The following is a 17045-nucleotide window of genomic DNA, read 5'->3' as shown; positions in this document are numbered from 1 at the left end:
ATGAACACGAACATCCGTCGTTCCCTCAGCATCACCGCCGTCACCGGCGCACTCGTCCTGGGTGGCGGCGCTGCCGCCATGGCCGATTCCGACTCCCAGTCCTCGAAGGGCACCGATCGCTCCTCCGACTTCTCTGCCGGGGCTCCCTTGTCCTTCGGCGAGAGCTCCTTCGGCTCCGCGAGCGAGAGCACCGAGCGCGTCGCCCAGCAGCTCGAGCGGTCCGTCGACGAGAACCGCGGAGACGACGGTTCGAGCTCCTCGGAGTCGAGCTCCTCGGAGTCGAGCTCCTCGGAGTCCGCGTCCGAGCGTGAGGACCAGCGCGCCCAGGAGTTCTCCTTCGGCGGGGCGTCCATCGACCCGACCCTGTCGGTCCTGAACCAGCTGGAGTCGGTCCAGCAGGGCCAGTCCAGCCAGGATGACGGTGACCGCGAGTCGTCGCAGAGCGAGAGCAGCAGTGCTCGCAACGGCGTCGACGCCGGTGCACCGATCGAGGTGGGTGGCCTGTCGTTCTCCTCGGAGTCGCAGTCCGCCGAGCGCGAGGCCGCACAGGCCGAGCGTGAGCAGACCGACCAGCGCCACGACGCGAACCGCGACGAGCAGAGCCGCACGGAGAGCTCCAGCAGCAGCTCCGCCCAGGAGCGGGACGACAGCTCGAGCTCCTCGGGCACCCTTGGTGGCCTCGAGGCGGACCCGAACGTGTCCTCGGAGAACAACGAGGAGAAGAAGTCCGAGAGCCAGCAGAGCGAGCGCGACGACGACAACGACAACGACGATGACGCCCTCGGCGGCCTCGTCGACGGCCTCCTCGGCGGCGGTCGCTGATCGTCCTGCGGAGACGCTGACCGGTCGCGAAGGCCGGCCACGGGATGCAGGAAGCTCCCGAACCCTGGAGGGTTCGGGAGCTTCCTCGTGTCCGAAGGACACCGCGTCGGGGTGACAGGATTTGAACCTGCGGCCTCGTCGTCCCGAACGACGCGCGCTACCAAGCTGCGCCACACCCCGGAATGTCCACCCTCAGGCGGACAACCCTGCTGAGTCTATCCCAGTGAGGGTGAGCAGGGTGGCCTCGGGGCGGCAGGCGAAGCGCACCGGTGCGTACGGCGAGGTGCCCAGGCCGGCTGAGACGTGCATCCACGACGGCTCGTGACCCTCCACCCGGTGGGTGTGCAGGCCGCGGGCACGCTTGCGGTCAAGGTCGCAGTTGGTGACGAGGGCGCCGAAGCCGGGCACGCGGAGCTGCCCACCGTGGGTGTGGCCGGCGAGGATCAGCGGGTAGCCGAGGCTGTTCCACTGATCGAGCACGCGCAGGTACGGGGCGTGGGCGACACCGATCGCGAGGTCGGCGTCGACATCGGCTGGCGCGGTGTCCAGGACGTCACGCTCCAGGTGGGGGTCGTCGACCCCGACGAAGGACAGTCGACGACCGTCGACGGTCAGCTCGCCGTGGCGGTTGTTGAGATCGACCCACCCCCGCTCGGTGAACGCGGCCCGCAGTGCGTCGAAGGGCAGCGTCGCGGGCCGCCGCCAGTCACCCTCGGTGGCGGTGCCGGTGCCGCCGGTCAGGTACTTCGCCGGATTCTTGCGCACCGGTGCGAAGTAGTCGTTCGAGCCGAACACGAACACGCCCGGGACGTCCAGGAGGTCGCCGTAGGCCGCGAGGATTGCCGGCGCCGCCTCGAGGTGCGCGAAGTTGTCGCCGGTGTTGACGACGAGATCCGGCTCCAAGGCAGCGAGTCCTCGCAGCCAGTCCTGCTTGCGGTGCTGGGACGGGCGCATGTGCGCGTCGGACAGGTGCAGGACCTTCAGCTGGCGCGACCCGGGCGGCAGCACGGGGACGGTCGCGCGCCGCAGGGCGAACCAGCGGGTCTCCAGGACGGAGTAGCCCAGCCCGGCGGCCCCGGCCGCGACCAGCCCGAGCGGCACGGCAGTGATCGGCTTCATCGCTCCAGCCTAGGGCGCGACCCGGGGTCTGTCCGCACGGCGTCGTCGTGCCGGCGGGAGTGAGACGATGGCCCCATGTCTGAGCTCAAGGACCGACTCCGCGCCGACCTCACGGCCTCCATGAAGGCGCGTGACGCGCTGCGATCGTCCACCCTGCGCATGGTGCTGGCGGCGATCACGAACGCGGAGGTCGCCGGCAAGCAGGCCAAGGAGCTCACCGACGACGACGTGCTGACCGTCCTGACGTCTGAGTCCAAGAAGCGACGGGAGTCCGCCGAGGCCTTCTCCTCCGCGGGTCGCGACGAGCTCGCGGCCAAGGAACGTGAAGAGGCCGAGATCCTCGCGGAGTACCTTCCCGAGCAGCTCGACGCCGACGAGGTGGCGCAGATCGTGCGGGAGGCCATCGAGTCCGCCGGCGCCGGCGGGGAGGGCATGAAGGCGATGGGCAAGGTCATGGGGGCGGTCCAGCCCAGGACCAAGGGTCGTGCCGACGGCGGCGTCGTGGCGGCCGAGGTGAAGCGTCAGCTCGGAGCCTGACGCCCTGCCTCAGTCGTCATCGTCGTCGCCACCACCACCGGGGTCATCGTTCCCGCCGGCGGTGTTCGGCTGTGCCTGGGGGCGCGCGGGCGCCTGCTGGGGCGGGGCGGCGAAGCGACGACCGTCGAGGTAGTTCTGGATCGTGCCCATGGCGTCCTTCCACATCGGGCCGGACAGCGAGCTGCCTCCCGCCTGGGAGAAGCTGATTCCTTGGCCGCGCAGTGTCACACCCACGAGTCCCTGCGGCTCGCCCTGGCGGTTGGCGCCGGCGATCATCGACGCTGCTGCGAGCTCAGGAGTGTACCCGACGTACCAGACGGCCTGGCTGGAGTTGGTCGTGCCGGTCTTGCCTGCGGAGTCGACGTCGAGGCCGGTGCCATTGCTGAACCCGAAGCCCCCGGGCTGCTGCAGGCCCCGCAGGATGTCGTTGACCTGGGCGGCCTGCTCCTTGTTCATGACCCGCTCGCACTCGGTGGGGTACTCCTTGACCACCTCGCCGTTGGTGTCGAGGATCTCCGCGACGGGCCGCGGCTCGCAGTACTCGCCGCCGGAGGCCGCCGTGGCGTATGCCGCGGCCATGTCCAGCGTGCTGACGGACGTGACGCCCAGGGTGAACGGACCGACCTTGTCATTGTCGGGCACCTGGATGCCCATCGCCTCAGCGGCCCGCACCGTGTTGCACAGCCCGGCGTCGCGCTCGAGCTGGGCGAAGTAGGTGTTCACCGACTGGCGCAGGCCCGTGTACATGTTGAAGTTGCCGGCGCCGGTGGAGTTCTTGACGTCCCACGACGAGGTGCCCAGGCCCTCGCACGTGAAGAAGGTGCCCGCAGGAACCGTCATCGTCTGCGGTGAGTTGTAGGACTTGTTCACCGGGATGCCCTCCTTGAGAGCAGCCACCGTAGTGAAGATCTTGAACGTCGAGCCGGCCTGGAAGCCACCGGACTCGCCATAGCGGCCGGGGACCGAGAAGTTCAGGAAGGTCTCACCGGCGCCCTTGTCGGTGCCCATCGGGCGGGACTGGGCGACACCGCGCACGTTGCCCGTGCCCGGCTCGACGAGGGCCAGCGAGCCGATTGCGCCGTCCTTGGCGCCGACGCGCTTTCGCACGGCACCGTTGATCGACTCCTGCATCCGGACGTCGATCGTGGACTGGATGGTGAGCCCGCCCCGCTCGAGGCGGGCGCGACGCTCCTCGACGTCGTCGCCGAGTGCCTCTTCCTCCAGCAGGTAACGGCGGATGTAGTCGCAGGAGAAGGCGGCGACGGACTCCACGCAGCCGTTGGGGAAGCTGGTGATCTCCAGCTGCAGCTTCTCGGCCAGGAGGGCGTCGGCCGTCTCCTGATCGATCTTGCCCTGACCCGCCATGACGTTGACGACGGTGTTGCGGCGCTGCAGAGCGCGCTCGGGGAAGACCCGCGGGTTGAACTCGTCGGGGTTCTGGACCAGTCCGGCGAGTGATGCGGACTCTCGGATGTTGAGCTCGTCGGGGCTCTTGGAGAAGTAGTGGTTGGCGGCAGCGGAGATGCCGTACGCGCCGTCGCCGAAGTAGGCGATGTTCAGGTACCGCTCGAGGATCTCGTCCTTGGTGAGCTTCTCCTCGACGTTGATCGCGAGCTTGAGCTCGCGGATCTTGCGTGCGACCGACGTCTCGGTCGCGGCGCGCATCTGCTCCTCGGTGGTGGCCTGCTGCACGAGCGTCAGCTTCACCAGCTGCTGGGTGAGCGTGGAGCCACCCTGGGTCTGCCCAGCCGCGGCGTTGTTGACCAGGGCGCGCATCGTGCCCTCGAGGTCGAGCGCGCCGTGCTCGTAGAACCGGTTGTCCTCGATGGAGATGAGGGCGTCCTTGACGTTGTCGGAGATGTCCTCCAGGGGCACGTCCTGACGGTTCTCCTGATAGAAGTACGCCAGGAGGCTGCCGTCGGTGGCGAGGAGCCGGGTCGTCTGCGGGTTCGGCTGTTCGGCGAGATCGAGCGGGAGCTCCACCGCGTCGCGGCTGACGTCGCTCGCGGTGGCGGCGACGAACGCCGTGCCGGGCACGACAGCGACTGCCGCGAGCACCCCCATGCCGGCGGCGAGCACGACCATCGCCCCGATCACCGAGGTCCGGGAGCCATGCTTCGGCTCCTTCTGGGCGAGGCGGCGCGCTGAGGAGGTGAAGGCGTCCCACGACATGGACCAAGAGTACGGGCACATCCTGAGGAGTGCTGCCGGCGTGGGCCCTCGACGTGCCGTGGCGAACCAGGCGGGTGACCCGATGTGACTAGTCGGAAGTGGCACCGACGGAGTCTGCCGGTGCGCATCCGCGGACCCTACCGTTGACATGTCAACGATGTACCTCCGGTCACTCGACCGGGATCTCGGGAGGTTCGATCATGGTGTGGAACGAGAACTGGGCCGCTGAGGCCTCATGTCGCGGCAAGTCCGACGCACTCTTCGTCAAGGGCGCGGAGCAGAACCGGGCCAAGCAGATGTGCGGCGGCTGCTCCGTCCGCGCCGAGTGCCTGGCCGAGGCCCTCGACAACCGCATCGAGTGGGGCGTCTGGGGTGGCATGACCGAGCGCGAACGTCGCGCCCTGCTGCGTCGCCGCCCGAACGTGCCCACCTGGCGCACGGTCCTGCAGTCCGCCTGACCCCCGACGTCGGTCTCATCGCCCGGTGAGCAGGTCCCCGATCCGGCGCAGGCCGTCGAGGTCGTGGACGTCGCTGCTGAGTGCCGCGACCGCGACGCTGCCGACGCCCGGATGGGCCGCGGCGAAGGTGCGTCGCAGCGCGCTCTCGCGGGCCGACACCCGCGCCCGCTCGGCGTGCACGTCCAGCAGCTCGGCGGTCGCCTCGGCGGCGGGGTCGTCGGTGCGCCGCAGGCGCCGGGCTCCGGACTCGGCGTCGGCCGCCGTGAGGCCCTCGGGGGTGGACTCGTGGACCCGGTTGACCACCAGGCCGGCCAGCGGCATCGACTCTCCTGCGAGCCGCTCGGTGAAGTAGGCCGCCTCACGCATCGCGTCGGGCTCGGGCGCGGCGACCACCACGAAGGCGTTGCCGCCCGCCTGCAGCAGCGCGTATGTGGCCTCGGCCCGTTGTCTGAAACCGCCGAAGAGCGTGTCGAAGGCGGCGACGAAGGTCTGCACGTCGGTGAGGACCTGCGCCCCCAGCACCTTGTTGAGGGCGCTCGTGACGACGCCGAACCCGGCACTGAGCAGGCGGGCGGGCCCCTTCGCCGGGGCCAGCAGCAGCTTGATGAAGCGGCCGTCGAGAAGCGAGGAGAGCCGTTCCGGCGCGTCCAGGAAGTCCAGCGCCGAGCGAGACGGCGGGGTGTCGACGACGATGAGGTCCCACCGGCGCCGGTCGGCGACGGACTCGGCGTGCAGCTGTCCGAGCTTCTCCATCGCCATGTACTCCTGGGTGCCCGCGAAGGAGCTCGACAGCGCGATGTAGAAGGGGTTGGCCAGGACCTGGCGGGCCTTCTCGGGCGAGGCGTGCGCCTCGACGACCTCGTCAAAGGTCCGCTTCATGTCAAGCATCATGGCGTCGAGCGAGCCGCCGGCAGACGTGTCGACGTCCTCGACCGGGCGGGGGGTGTTGTCCAGCTCGGACAGGCCCATCGCCTGGGCCAGGCGCCGGGCGGGGTCGATCGTCAGGACGCAGACGTTGCGGCCCTGCTCGGCGGCGCGCAGGGCCAGCGCTGCCGAGGTGGTGGTCTTGCCGACGCCACCGGAGCCGCAGCACACGATGATCTGCGTCCCCGGGTCGGCGAGCAGGGCGTCGACGTCGAACGTGGCGCCTCTCGCGGCTGCACCACGGTTGCGTGCCCCGCTGCGCGGTCGGCGGCCGCTCGGGCTGGTGCTCGGGCGCCCGGTCATCGAGCCGGCTCCACGAGCACCTCGTCGCGCAGGCGCTGCGCGAGGTCGAACAGGGCGCCGAGGTCGATCCCGTCCGGGAGGTAGGGAAGCTCGGCCGTGGGGCGGTCCGCCGCCTCGATCGCCTCACGCTGCGCGGCCTGCAGCTCTTGGCGCTCCACGGTGGCGAGCCCGCTCTCGAGGAGAGCGTCGGCCGCCGCGGGGTCCAGGGCCGCGGAACCCAGGGAACGTGCGACGTCGGCCGTGACGAGGGCGCCGGACTCCAGCGCCGAGCGGGTGCCGGCCGAGAGCAGCTGCGACCGCACCAGGTTGAGGATGACGTGACCGACGGGAAGGTCGGCCGCGATGAGGTCGGCGACGCCGTCGAGGGTCTCCTGCACGGGCATCTCCTCCAGGACCGAGACGAGGTGCACCCGCGTGGTCCCGGAGCGCAGCATGCTCATGATCGAGTCCGCCTGTCGACGGATGGGGCCGGCCTTGGCGAGCCCGGCCACCTCGGCGTTCACGTTCAGGAACCGGGTGATCCGACCGGTGGGCGGGGCATCCATGACGATGGCGTCGTACGCGCCCTCGCCGGTGCGGGCGGCCGCCTCGTAGACCTTGCCGGTGAGCAGCACGTCGCGCACGCCCGGGGCGATCGTGGTGGCGAAGTCGATGATGCCGAAGCGGTCCAGAGCTCTGCCCGCGCGGCCGAGCCGGTAGAACATCTGCAGGTACTCCAGCAGGGCCGACTCCGGATCGATGGCGAGTGCGTAGACCTCGCCTCCGTCCAGACCGACGCTGACCCGTCGCTCCTCGTACGGAAGGGGGGCGACGTCGAAGAGCTGTGCGAGGCCTTGGCGTCCCTCGACCTCGCAGAGCAGCACGCGCCGGCCGCCCTCGGCGAGTGCGATGGCGAGGGCCGCCGCCACGGTGGTCTTTCCGGTGCCGCCCTTGCCGCTGACGATGTGCAGGGGCGGGTTCTCGCTCATCCCACGAGCCTAGCGAGACCCGCGCCGTCCCGCCCGGCGCTGGTTTACCACGGTCCCTCGGTGAACTGTCACAGAACAGTGCGTGCTTGCCGAGGGACCGTGGTAAACCGCCGGCCCCGGGGAGCGGGGCGGTGGCCTAGAGTCGACCCATGCAGCAATGGGAGTACCTCACCGCGCCCGTGCTCGTCCACGCGACGAAGCAGATCCTCGACAACTTCGGTTCCGACGGCTGGGAGCTCGTGCAGATCGTGCCGGGCATGAACCCGGAGAACCTCGTCGCCTACTTCAAGCGGCCGGTCTCGGCATGACCGTCGAGGCACGTCTGGCGGAGCTGGGCCTCACCGTGCCCGACGTCGCCGCACCCGTCGCCGACTACGTCCCCGCGGTCCGGTCGGGGCAGCACGTCTTCACCGCCGGCCAGCTCCCCCTGCGTGAGGGAGAGCTGCTGGTGGCCGGCAAGGTCGGGGGCGAGGTCTCCGCAGAGGAGGCCCAGGACTGCGCCCGCCAGTGCGCCCTCAACGCCATCGCCGCGATCGGGTCGGTTGCGGACCTCTCCGACGTCGTGCGCGTGGTCAAGGCCACCGTGTTCGTCGCCAGCACGCCTGACTTCACCGGGCAGCCGGCGGTCGCCAACGGAGCCAGCGAGCTGCTCGGGCGGGCCTTCGGCGAGGCCGGCAAGCATGCGCGCAGCGCCGTCGGCGTTCCGGTCCTTCCCCTCGACGCGCCCGTCGAGGTCGAGCTCGTCGTCGAGCTGGCCTGATGCGCATCCCGGTCCCCGCGGCGCTCGCCGAGCGTGCGGCGGCCGGGGACGGCACGGCCTCGCCGACCCGCGACGCCGCCACCATCGCCCTGCTGCGCCCCGGACGCACCTCTCCGGAGACCTACCTCCTGAGACGTCAGCCCACGATGGCCTTCGCCCCCGGGCAGTACGTCTTCCCCGGCGGGAAGGTGCAGGAGTCCGACCACGACGACGTCCCGTGGGTCGGCCGGCCCGAGACGTGGTGGGCGGAGCGCTTCGGGTGCGAGCCCGCCGTCGCCAGGTCCCTCGTGGTGGCCGCCGTGCGTGAGACCTTCGAGGAGTCCGGCATCCTGCTGGCCGGCCCGGGCCCTGACGAGGTCGTGGCGGATGCCTCCGCGGACTGGGCGCAGCAGGCCAGGCTCGACCTCGAGGCGGGCCGCACGGGCCTGGCGGACCTGCTGGGCTCGCGCGGCCTCGTGCTGCGCGCCGACCTCCTCGGCGCCTGGGCGCACTGGATCACCCCGGCCTTCGAGCCCCGTCGCTACGACACCCGGTTCCTGGTCGCTGCCGTGCCGCCCGGCCAGGTCGTCGGCTCACTGCCCGACGAGGCCGACCACGCCGCGTGGCTGCCCCTGGACGACGTGCTCCGTTCGGTCAGCGAGGGCGGATCCGCGATGCTGCCGCCGACCTGGATCACCTGTCGCGAGCTGGCCGAGGTCGACGTCGACGCACTGCTGGAGGTGGCCGCGCGACGCGCCATCACCCCGATCGAGCCGCGGCTCGTGGAGGTCGACGGCGAGCTGTTCCTGGAGAACCCCGTCGAGGAGGAGCCGGTGTGAGCCAGAGCGTGAGCGAGCGGGCCGTTCTCGTCCGAGCCGAGAACCCCGGGATCATGACCCTCGACGGCACCAACACCTGGATCCTTCGCGAGCCGGGCGCCGGCCGCACCATCGTCGTCGACCCGGGCCCGGCGCACGCGGATCACCTCCGCGTCGTGCAGGCCGCCGCGCAGGACGTGGCGCTGGTGCTCTTCACCCACCGGCACGCCGACCACACCGAGTCGATCGATGAGTTCACCGAGCTCGTCGGAGCACCCGCCCGGGCCACCGACCCGGAGTTCTGCCGCGACGCCGAGCCGCTCGTCGACGGCGAGGTGCTCGACGTCGACGGGCTGCGACTGGAGGTCGTGGCGACGCCGGGACACACCAGTGACTCCACGTGCTTCCGCCTGGTGGACGAGCCCGTCCTGCTCAGCGGGGACACGATCCTCGGCCGCGGCACGACGGTCGTCGCGCATCCCGACGGCGTGCTCGGGGCCTACCTCGACTCCTTGGCCCGGGTGCGTGAGCTCGTCGAGGAGGGCGTGGTCGCTCGGATCCTGCCCGGACACGGGCCGGTGATCCAGCAGGCGCTCGCCGTCGTGGACCACTACATCGACCACCGGCACGAGCGTCTCGATCAGGTGCGCGCGGCGCTCTCGGCGGGTGACCGGAGCGCCGAGGACGTGGTCCGCCGGGTCTACGCCGACGTCGACCCCGTGCTGTGGCCGGCGGCAGAGCTGAGCGTCAAGGCCCAGCTGGACCACCTGCAGGGCTAGCCAGCAGGACGGTCAGCGAGCGCGGCGCTGCAGGCGCTCGAGGTCCAGGACCACGACGCTGCGCGGCTCCAGACGCAGCCAGCCCCGGGAGGCGAAGTCGGCCAGCGCCTTGTTGACCGTCTCGCGGGAGGCGCCGACCAGCTGGGCGAGCTCCTCCTGGGTGAGGTCGTGGTTGACGTGCACGCCGTCGTCGGCCTTGCGCCCGAAGCGGGAGGCGAGGTCGAGCAGGGCCTTGGCGACGCGGCCGGGGACGTCGGAGAACACGAGGTCACCCACGACCTCGTTGGTGCGGCGCAGGCGACCGGCGAGCTGGTTGAGCAGAGCGTGGGCCACGTCCGGGTGGGCGTTGATCACCGGGCTGAGCGCATCGTGGCCCAAGCCCTTGATGTCCACATCGGTGACCGCCGTGGCGGTGGCCGAGCGCGGACCGGGATCGAAGAAGGAGAGCTCGCCGAACATCTGGCCGGGCCCGAGGATCGCGAGGAGGTTCTCGCGGCCGTCGGGGGAGGTGCGACCGAGCTTGATCTTGCCCTCGATGACGACGTAGAGCTGGTTGCCGTCGTCGCCCTCGTTGAAGAGCACCTCGCCGCGGCGCAGGGTCGCGGTGGACATCGACGCGTCGAGCGCGCCAGCAGCAGCGTCGTCGAGTCCGGAGAAGAGCGGGGCTCGGCGCAGCACGTCGTCGTCGTTCACAGGTATCCTTCGAGGGTTGTCAGATCGCTCACAGTCTGTCCTACCGCACGCAAGAATTCCACACGCCGGGCCGCCTGTCGCACCGCCACGTACTCTGGCCCGGTGTCGAGTCCAGTCCCGAGCGCACCGGCGGACCGCCCCGACCGGTCCCGGACGGCCCTCGTGCGGCGCGCCAGGAAGATCAACCGGGTGCTGGCCCAGACCTACCCCGAGGCCGGTTGCGAGCTGGACTTCCAGGATCCGTTCGAGCTGCTCGTGGCCACCGTTCTGTCCGCCCAGACCACCGACCGGCGCGTCAACGCGGCCACCCCGACGCTCTTCGGTCGGTGGCCGGACGCCGGCGCTCTCGCGGGCGCCGACCGGGCCGAGGTCGAGGAGGTCATCCGCTCCACCGGCTTCTACCGCGCCAAGACCGACAGCATCCTGCGGCTCTCGGCCGCACTCGTCGCCGACCACGACGGGCAGGTGCCGCGTCGCCTCGCCGACCTCGTGAAGCTCCCCGGAGTGGGCCGCAAGACCGCCAACGTCGTGCTTGGCAACGCCTTCGACGTCCCCGGCCTCACGGTGGACACGCACTTCGCCCGGCTCGTCCGCCGCTTCGGCTGGATCGACGCCGACTCCCTGAAGGACCCCGTGCGCACCGAGCACGCCGTCGGGGAGCTCTTCGAGCGGCGGGATTGGACGATGCTGAGCCACCGGCTGATCTGGCACGGTCGGCGTCGCTGCCACGCTCGTCGCCCGGCGTGCGGGGCGTGCCCGGTGGCGCACTGGTGCCCGGCGTTCGGCGAGGGACCCACCGACCCTGAGGTCGCCGAGGCCCTCGTGACGACGCAGGGGCGCGCGTGAGGCGGGCCGCCACGGCGCTGGCGGCGGCCCTGCTGCTGGTGGGCTGCGGAGCACCGTCCGGCGGCGGCACGCCGACGTTCGGCGGGGGTGATGCGTCCGAGCGCGACGCCGACCTCGCCGCTCTCGCCGCACAGGCGGAGGACGTCGGCCTGCGTGCGTGCCCGGCCGGAGAGCCGTCGGGCGGCGCGGCCGACGACGCCCTGCCGTCGGTGCCGCTGGCCTGCCTGCGCACCGGCGAGCGCACGGACCTCGCCTCGATCGAGGGTCCGGCGGTCATCAACCTGTGGGCCAGCTGGTGCAAGCCGTGCCGCGAGGAGCTGCCGCTGCTGGCCCGGCTCGACGAGGAGCTCGGGGACGAGGTGCAGGTCGTCGGCATCGACGTCGCCGACGGCGACCCGGAGGCCGCCCTGGAGCTGGCCGAGCGCAGCGGCGTCCGTTACCCGCAGCTGTTCGACCCCGACCAGCTCACCAAGGGCCCGCTGCGGGTCGCGGGACTGCCGCAGACGGTCTTCGTGGACGAGGAGGGGACCATGGTCGCGACGGAGCGCGTGCCCTACCGTTCCTATGCCGACCTCACCGCCGCGGTGGAACGACACCTGGGAGCACGACCATGACCAGCACGACCTTGCCGGAGTGGCTGCAGCCACTGGCCGAGCTCGCGTCGTCCGTCGAGGCCGAGCAGCTGGCTCCGCGGTTCCCCCACCCACCGCAGGACGCACGGCCCGCCGCCGTGCTGATCTGCTTCGCCGACGGCCCGCGTGGCCCCGAGCTCCTGCTCACCGAGCGAGCCGTCACGCTGCGCAACCACGCCGGCCAGATCTCTTTTCCCGGCGGGGCCAGCGCCCCCGAGGACGTCGACGCCGTCGCCACCGCCCTGCGGGAGGCGGAGGAGGAGGTGGGTCTCGAGCCGTCCGACGTCGAGGTGTTCGGCGTGCTGCCACGGCTCTGGCTGCCACCCAGCAACTTCGCCGTCACCCCCGTGCTGGGCTACTGGGGACAGCCGCGATCGCTCGAGCCGCGCTCGCCGGCCGAGGTCCGCACCGTCATCCACCACCCGATCAGCGACCTCGTCGACCCCGGCCGCCGGTTCAGCGTCGTGCACCCGTCGGGCTGGCGCGGGCCGGCGTTCGAGATCGGCACCGAGGTGCCCCTGTGGGGCTTCACCGCCGGTGTGGTGGCGCGCCTGTTCGACCGCGTCGGCTGGGCGCAGCCGTGGGACGAGACCCTCACCCGTGACCTCCCGGAGCTCACATGAGCTCTCTTGACATCATCCTGCTGCTGATCCTCGGCGCGTACGCCGTCTCCGGCTACGTCCAGGGGTTCGTGGTCAACCTCATCGCGACCATCGGACTCGCGGTCGGTGGTGTGGCCGCGATCTTCTTCGTGCCACGCCTGCTCGACTCGCGTGAGGAGTCCTCCCTGCAGGTCTCCCTGCTCGCGCTCGCCCTGGTCATCGGCGCGGCCGCGATCGGCCAAGCCGTGGGCACCTACATCGGGACGGACCTGCGGGGCGGGCTGCGGTCCGGCCCTGCGCGGGCGGTCGACGCGGTGGGCGGTGGCGCGTTGAGCATCGTGGCGGTCCTGGTGGCCTCCTGGGCGCTGGGCTACTCCGTCAGCGGGACCTCGATCCCCTACCTGTCCACGGCGGCCCGGGACTCGGCCATCCTCGGCAGCGTCGACCAGGTCATGCCCGATCGCGCCTCGTCCACCCTGCGCGCCTTCAACCGGGTGCTGGACGCGAACCTCTTCCCGCGCTACATCGACCCGTTCGACTCCGAGCAGATCGAGGCCGTGGGGCCCCCGGACGACGCGACCCTGCAGGAGCCGGGCGTGCAGGAGGCCTCGCGCAGCGTCGTGAAGATCCTGGGCGCCGCCGAGTGCGGCAAGGGCATCGAGGGGTCCGGCTTCGTCTACGCACCGGGTCGCGTCATGACGAACGCCCACGTGGTGGCCGGCGTCGACGAGCCGTTCGTGGAGATCGACGACCGCCGGGTCTCCGGACGGGTCGTGGTCTTCGACCCGGAGCTGGACCTCGCGGTGGTGGCGACGCAGGACCTCGGGCTCCCGGCGCTGGAGTTCGACGAGTCCGGGGCCCCGGGGCAGACCGCCGCCGTGCTCGGCTATCCGGAGAACGGCCCGTTCGACGCGCGATCAGCCCGCATCCGCGACCAGCTCACCCTGCGCAGCCCCGACATCTACGACCGGGGCGAGGTGCTGCGGGAGACCTTCTCGATCCGAGGACTGGTGCGCTCGGGCAACTCCGGCGGACCGCTCATCTCGCCGGAGGGTGACGTCCTGGGCGTCATCTTCGCCGCCTCGATCTCCGACAGTGCCACCGGTTACGCGGTGACGGCCGAGCAGGCGGCCGAGAACGCCGGCGACGGTCAGCGCGCGACGCAGCCGGTCGACACCGGCGGGTGCACCTGATGAGGACGTTCGGCTCCGCGGTGCTGTGGCTGGTCGCCGTCGTCGCCATCGGCGTGACGCTGCCGACGGCGTGGGTCGCCACCCACGTCGCCGACGAGGACGGCTACGTCTCCTTCACCGCTCCCTTCGCCACCGACACCGAGCTGCAGGACGCCCTCACGACCGGCGTGTCCGACTCCCTGGTGGCGTCGGTCGACCTGCCGATCGGCGAAGGCGTCGTCCGTGAGCTGGTCGCCGTCGCGTTCACCCGCATCCTGGACGACCCGAGCTTCCCCGACGCGTGGCAGGAGACGCAGCGGGCCTCCCACCGAGCGACCTTCGAGGACGGGGCCGAGCCGCGCATCGTGCTGGACGTGGCGCCGCTGGTCGCCCTCGTGGGCGAGTCGCTGGCCGACGACGTGCCCGTCTCCATCGAGACGCCCGAGCAGATCATCGTCCCGGTGACACAGACCGTGGAGCCCGAGACCATCGAGACCGTCCGCGACGCGCCGGGGTCCGCACTCCTGGGCGGAGGTGTCGCGGTGGTCGCGACCCTCGGATCGCTGCTGCTGGCCCGCCGCCGCTCGACCGCGCTCGGCTGGTGGGGCCTGGGGGTCGCCGGGATCGGCGGGACGTTCATGCTGGCGACGAACCGTGCGGTACCGGACCTGCTGTCCGGCCAGCCCACCGACAGCGAGCTCGGCACCACGATGCGGGACCTGCTGGTCGCCCGCGCCACGACGTCCTTCGATGAGTGGCTGCTCGTCGCGGTGGTGGTCGGCGGGGCCGCCACCTTGGTCGGCTTCGGCTCCCGGATCCTGAGCCGCTGAGCCGGCCGAAGGCTCAGTTCCTGGCGTCGAGCCGCTCGGACGGCGCGTGGCCGCGCAGCGCCGGAGGGATCTGCTTGGCGGTCTCCAGCGACTTCCGCGGCGCCCGGACCTTGCGCAGCAGCCGGTAGCCCACGAGCAGGAGCACCCCGGCGAGCAGGACGTAGAGACCGGCGATGATGAGGAAGCTCCACGCGAGGTGCAGTCCCGTCATCGAGACCAGGAACGCCAGCGAGATCGAGACGAAGATGATGACGATCAGGCCGAGGAAGGCCGCCACGACGAACATCGCCAACCCGATCCCGCCGGCCTTGGCGCTCGTCTTGAGCTCGGTCTTGGCGAGGTCGACCTGGTACTGGACGATCGTGTTGAGGTCGCGCGTGATGTCCGCGACGATCCTGCCGATGGTCGGGTCGTCGTGCTGCTGACTCATGTCCGCGACTCTATCCGGTGCCGACAGCGGTGCCTCCCGAGCCGCCGCCGCCCACCAGATTCGTGAGCCGGTGCACCCATTTGCCGTCCAGAAGACGGAGCTGGGTGCACCGGCTCACGAATCTTGGTCAGTCCTCCTGGTTCTTGGTGTCGCTCATCCCGGAGGTGATGAGGTCCATGACCGAGGAGTCGGCGAGCGTCGACGCGTCGCCGACCTCGCGGTTCTCGGCCACGTCGCGCAGCAGGCGCCGCATGATCTTGCCCGAGCGCGTCTTGGGCAGCTCCTGCACGATGAGCACCTTGCGCGGCTTGGCGATCGGACCGATCTCCTTGCCGACGTGGGTGCGCAGCTCCTGGACGACGTCCTCGCCGCCCTGCTCATCGGTACTGGCCCCGGCGCTGTCGCGCAGGATGACGAACGCGCACACGGCCTGGCCGGTGGTGTCGTCCGCAGCACCCACGACCGCCGCCTCGGCGACCTTGGGGTGCGAGACCAGCGCGGACTCGATCTCGGTGGTGGACAGGCGGTGCCCGGAGACGTTCATGACGTCGTCCACGCGGCCGAGGAGCCAGATGTCGCCGTCGGCGTCCTTCTTGGCGCCGTCGCCGGCGAAGTAGTAGCCCTGGGCCTCGAACCGTGCCCAGTAGGTCTCCCTGAACCGCTCGTCGTCGCCCCAGATCGTGCGCAGCATGGCCGGCCACGGCTCGGTGAGCACGAGGTAGCCGCCCTCGCCGTTGCCGACCGGGGTCCCGGCGTCGTCGACGACGTCGGCCGCGATGCCCGGGAACGCCGTCATGGCCGAGCCCGGCTTGGCCGAGGTGACGCCCGGGAGCGGGGTGATCATGTGTGCCCCGGTCTCGGTCTGCCACCAGGTGTCGACGATCGGCGTGGACCCGCCGCCGATGGTGTCGCGGTACCAGACGTAGGCCTCGGGGTTGATCGACTCACCGACGGTGCCGAGGATGCGCAGCGAGGAGAGGTCGTGCCGGGCGGGGATCTCGTCGCCCCACTTCATGCTCGTGCGGATCGCCGTGGGGGCGGTGTAGAACAGGGTCACGCCCTTGTCGGCGATGATCTCCCACCAGCGACCCTTGTCCGGCGTGTCGGGCGTGCCCTCATAGAGCACCTGGGTCGCGCCGGCCGCGGTCGGGCCGTAGGTGATGTAGGAGTGGCCGGTGATCCAGCCGACGTCGGCCGTGCACCAGTAGACGTCGGTCTCCGGCTTGTGGTCGAAGGTCGCCCAGAACGTGTAGGCCGTCTGGACCAGGTACCCGGCACTCGTGTGCAGGATGCCCTTGGGCTTGCCGGTCGTGCCGGAGGTGTACATGACGAACAGCGGGTGCTCGGCATCGAACATCTGGGCCTCGTGCTCGCTCGAGGCGTTGCCGACGGCCTCGTGCCACCAGCTGTCGATCTCGTCGTCCCAGGGGACGTCCTGCTCGGTACGGCGCACGACGAGCACGTTCTCCACGGGGCTGGCGTCACCGAGCTTCGCGACGGCCTCGTCGACGGCCGGCTTCAGGGACGAGGGATTGCCTCGGCGGTAGCCGCCGTCGGCGGTGATGACGAGCTTGGCCTCGCAGTCGTCGACGCGGCTGGCCAGGGCATCGGAGGAGAAGCCGCCGAAGACGACCGTGTGGGGGGCGCCGACACGGGCGCAGGCGAGCATCGCGATGACGGTCTCGGGGATCATCGGCATGTAGATCGCCACCCGGTCCCCGGCCTCGACACCGAGCTCCTCGATGGCGTTGGCAGCCTTGCTGACCTCGTCCTTGAGCTCGGCGTAGGTGATGTCGCGCGTGTCGCCGGGCTCGCCGACGAAGTGCAGGGCGACGCGGTCCCCGTGGCCGGCCTCGACGTGCCGGTCGACGCAGTTGTGGGCGACGTTGAGCTTGCCGCCGACGAACCACTTCGCGAACGGCGGGTCGCTCCAGTCCAGGACCTCCTCGAAGGGCGTTCCCCAGTCCAGCTGGTGGGCGGCGTCCGCCCAGAACCCCAGCCGATCGGCCTCTGCACGCTGGTAGGTCTCGGCGGTGGCGTTGGCGTTCTCGGCCAGCTCGGCCGGTGGGTCGAAGCGGCGGTCCTCGGTGGACAGGTTGCTGATTCCCTCGTCACTCATGGGGTCTCTCCTCGGTGGGGTACGTCTGCATTGTGTCCCAGCGCACAGGCGGGTTCATCTCCGGTGGCGCCGTCGAGGTGAC

At 71.0% G+C, this 17045-nt stretch carries 19 protein-coding genes and 1 tRNA gene; 12 read left to right on the top strand and 8 right to left on the bottom strand.

The genetic code is table 11. The annotated features are described in order from the left end of the window. Window positions 1-822: a hypothetical protein gene (locus ACHAAC_RS08865; protein WP_435715764.1), complete on the top strand. Its 822-nt coding sequence runs from the start codon at window positions 1-3 to the stop codon at window positions 820-822. 106 nt (window positions 823-928) lie between these two features. Here ACHAAC_RS08865 and ACHAAC_RS08860 read toward each other — a convergent pair. Continuing rightward, window positions 929-1002 (bottom strand) — tRNA-Pro (locus tag ACHAAC_RS08860). 12 nt (window positions 1003-1014) lie between these two features. After that, window positions 1015-1941 (bottom strand): metallophosphoesterase, encoded by a 927-nt coding sequence (locus ACHAAC_RS08855; RefSeq protein ID WP_435715763.1) that lies wholly within the window; start codon window positions 1939-1941, stop codon window positions 1015-1017. Window positions 1942-2016: 75 nt separating this feature from the next. Here ACHAAC_RS08855 and ACHAAC_RS08850 point away from each other — a divergent pair, with 75 nt between their 5' ends. After that, window positions 2017-2478 (top strand): GatB/YqeY domain-containing protein, encoded by a 462-nt coding sequence (locus tag ACHAAC_RS08850; protein ID WP_435715762.1) that lies wholly within the window; start codon window positions 2017-2019, stop codon window positions 2476-2478. A 9-nt stretch (window positions 2479-2487) separates the two neighbouring features. On the opposite strand, the gene ACHAAC_RS08845 is transcribed toward ACHAAC_RS08850, so the two are convergent. Continuing rightward, window positions 2488-4650, bottom strand: coding sequence for a transglycosylase domain-containing protein (locus tag ACHAAC_RS08845; RefSeq protein WP_435715761.1), 2163 nt, complete (start codon window positions 4648-4650; stop codon window positions 2488-2490). A 200-nt stretch (window positions 4651-4850) separates the two neighbouring features. Here ACHAAC_RS08845 and ACHAAC_RS08840 point away from each other — a divergent pair, with 200 nt between their 5' ends. Further along, window positions 4851-5108: a WhiB family transcriptional regulator gene (locus ACHAAC_RS08840; protein WP_435715760.1), complete on the top strand. Its 258-nt coding sequence runs from the start codon at window positions 4851-4853 to the stop codon at window positions 5106-5108. Window positions 5109-5123: 15 nt separating this feature from the next. On the opposite strand, the gene ACHAAC_RS08835 is transcribed toward ACHAAC_RS08840, so the two are convergent. Further along, the gene (locus tag ACHAAC_RS08835; RefSeq protein ID WP_435715759.1) at window positions 5124-6335 is read right to left on the bottom strand and encodes an ArsA family ATPase; all 1212 of its coding nucleotides are present in this window, start codon (window positions 6333-6335) and stop codon (window positions 5124-5126) included. Then, entirely contained in the window at window positions 6332-7303 is a 972-nt protein-coding gene (locus ACHAAC_RS08830) for an ArsA-related P-loop ATPase (RefSeq protein WP_435715758.1), read from the bottom strand. The genes ACHAAC_RS08835 and ACHAAC_RS08830 overlap by 4 nt, the downstream gene beginning before the upstream one ends. Before the next feature lie 149 nt (window positions 7304-7452). Between ACHAAC_RS08830 and ACHAAC_RS08825 the strand changes: the two genes are divergently transcribed. From ACHAAC_RS08825 to ACHAAC_RS08810, 4 genes are read left to right on the top strand one after another with little or no spacing between them, the layout of a single operon-like run. After that, a complete protein-coding gene (locus ACHAAC_RS08825) occupies window positions 7453-7611 on the top strand; it encodes a DUF4177 domain-containing protein (RefSeq protein ID WP_435715757.1) in 159 nt (52 codons plus the stop codon). Further along, window positions 7608-8063 (top strand): RidA family protein, encoded by a 456-nt coding sequence (locus tag ACHAAC_RS08820; protein ID WP_435715756.1) that lies wholly within the window; start codon window positions 7608-7610, stop codon window positions 8061-8063. The genes ACHAAC_RS08825 and ACHAAC_RS08820 overlap by 4 nt, the downstream gene beginning before the upstream one ends. After that, window positions 8063-8881 carry an NUDIX hydrolase gene (locus ACHAAC_RS08815; protein ID WP_435715755.1) on the top strand — a complete coding sequence of 273 codons (819 nt, stop codon included), beginning with the start codon at window positions 8063-8065 and terminating at the stop codon, window positions 8879-8881. Before ACHAAC_RS08820 ends, ACHAAC_RS08815 begins: the two co-directional genes overlap by 1 nt. Then, the gene (locus ACHAAC_RS08810) at window positions 8878-9639 is read left to right on the top strand and encodes an MBL fold metallo-hydrolase (RefSeq protein WP_435715754.1); all 762 of its coding nucleotides are present in this window, start codon (window positions 8878-8880) and stop codon (window positions 9637-9639) included. Before ACHAAC_RS08815 ends, ACHAAC_RS08810 begins: the two co-directional genes overlap by 4 nt. Before the next feature lie 12 nt (window positions 9640-9651). On the opposite strand, the gene ACHAAC_RS08805 is transcribed toward ACHAAC_RS08810, so the two are convergent. Continuing rightward, window positions 9652-10332, bottom strand: a complete 681-nt coding sequence (locus ACHAAC_RS08805) for a Crp/Fnr family transcriptional regulator (RefSeq protein WP_435715753.1) — start codon at window positions 10330-10332, stop codon at window positions 9652-9654. Window positions 10333-10434: 102 nt separating this feature from the next. Between ACHAAC_RS08805 and nth the strand changes: the two genes are divergently transcribed. From nth to ACHAAC_RS08780, 5 genes are read left to right on the top strand one after another with little or no spacing between them, the layout of a single operon-like run. After that, a complete protein-coding gene (gene nth / locus ACHAAC_RS08800; RefSeq protein WP_435715752.1) occupies window positions 10435-11178 on the top strand; it encodes an endonuclease III in 744 nt (247 codons plus the stop codon). Beyond that, entirely contained in the window at window positions 11175-11792 is a 618-nt protein-coding gene (locus ACHAAC_RS08795) for a TlpA family protein disulfide reductase (RefSeq protein WP_435715751.1), read from the top strand. The genes nth and ACHAAC_RS08795 overlap by 4 nt, the downstream gene beginning before the upstream one ends. After that, window positions 11789-12433, top strand: a complete 645-nt coding sequence (locus tag ACHAAC_RS08790) for an NUDIX hydrolase (protein WP_435715750.1) — start codon at window positions 11789-11791, stop codon at window positions 12431-12433. The genes ACHAAC_RS08795 and ACHAAC_RS08790 overlap by 4 nt, the downstream gene beginning before the upstream one ends. Beyond that, the gene (locus ACHAAC_RS08785) at window positions 12430-13605 is read left to right on the top strand and encodes a MarP family serine protease (protein WP_435715749.1); all 1176 of its coding nucleotides are present in this window, start codon (window positions 12430-12432) and stop codon (window positions 13603-13605) included. Before ACHAAC_RS08790 ends, ACHAAC_RS08785 begins: the two co-directional genes overlap by 4 nt. Beyond that, complete coding sequence (locus ACHAAC_RS08780) at window positions 13605-14414, top strand: hypothetical protein (RefSeq protein WP_435715748.1); 810 nt, start codon at window positions 13605-13607, stop codon at window positions 14412-14414. The genes ACHAAC_RS08785 and ACHAAC_RS08780 overlap by 1 nt, the downstream gene beginning before the upstream one ends. Window positions 14415-14427: 13 nt before the next feature. On the opposite strand, the gene ACHAAC_RS08775 is transcribed toward ACHAAC_RS08780, so the two are convergent. Next, on the bottom strand, window positions 14428-14844 hold the full coding sequence (locus ACHAAC_RS08775) for a phage holin family protein (protein ID WP_435715747.1): 417 nt from the start codon (window positions 14842-14844) through the stop codon (window positions 14428-14430). Between the two features lie 127 nt (window positions 14845-14971). After that, window positions 14972-16963 carry an acetate--CoA ligase gene (acs, locus tag ACHAAC_RS08770; RefSeq protein WP_435715746.1) on the bottom strand — a complete coding sequence of 664 codons (1992 nt, stop codon included), beginning with the start codon at window positions 16961-16963 and terminating at the stop codon, window positions 14972-14974. Between the last annotated feature and the right edge of the window lie 82 nt (window positions 16964-17045).

It is taken from the genome of Aeromicrobium sp. CF4.19, assembly GCF_051262555.1.
In the GTDB taxonomy this organism is placed as follows: Bacteria; Actinomycetota; Actinomycetes; order Propionibacteriales; family Nocardioidaceae; genus Aeromicrobium.
Note: the sequence above shows the minus strand (reverse complement) of the source record. Positions and strands in the feature narration are given on the sequence as shown.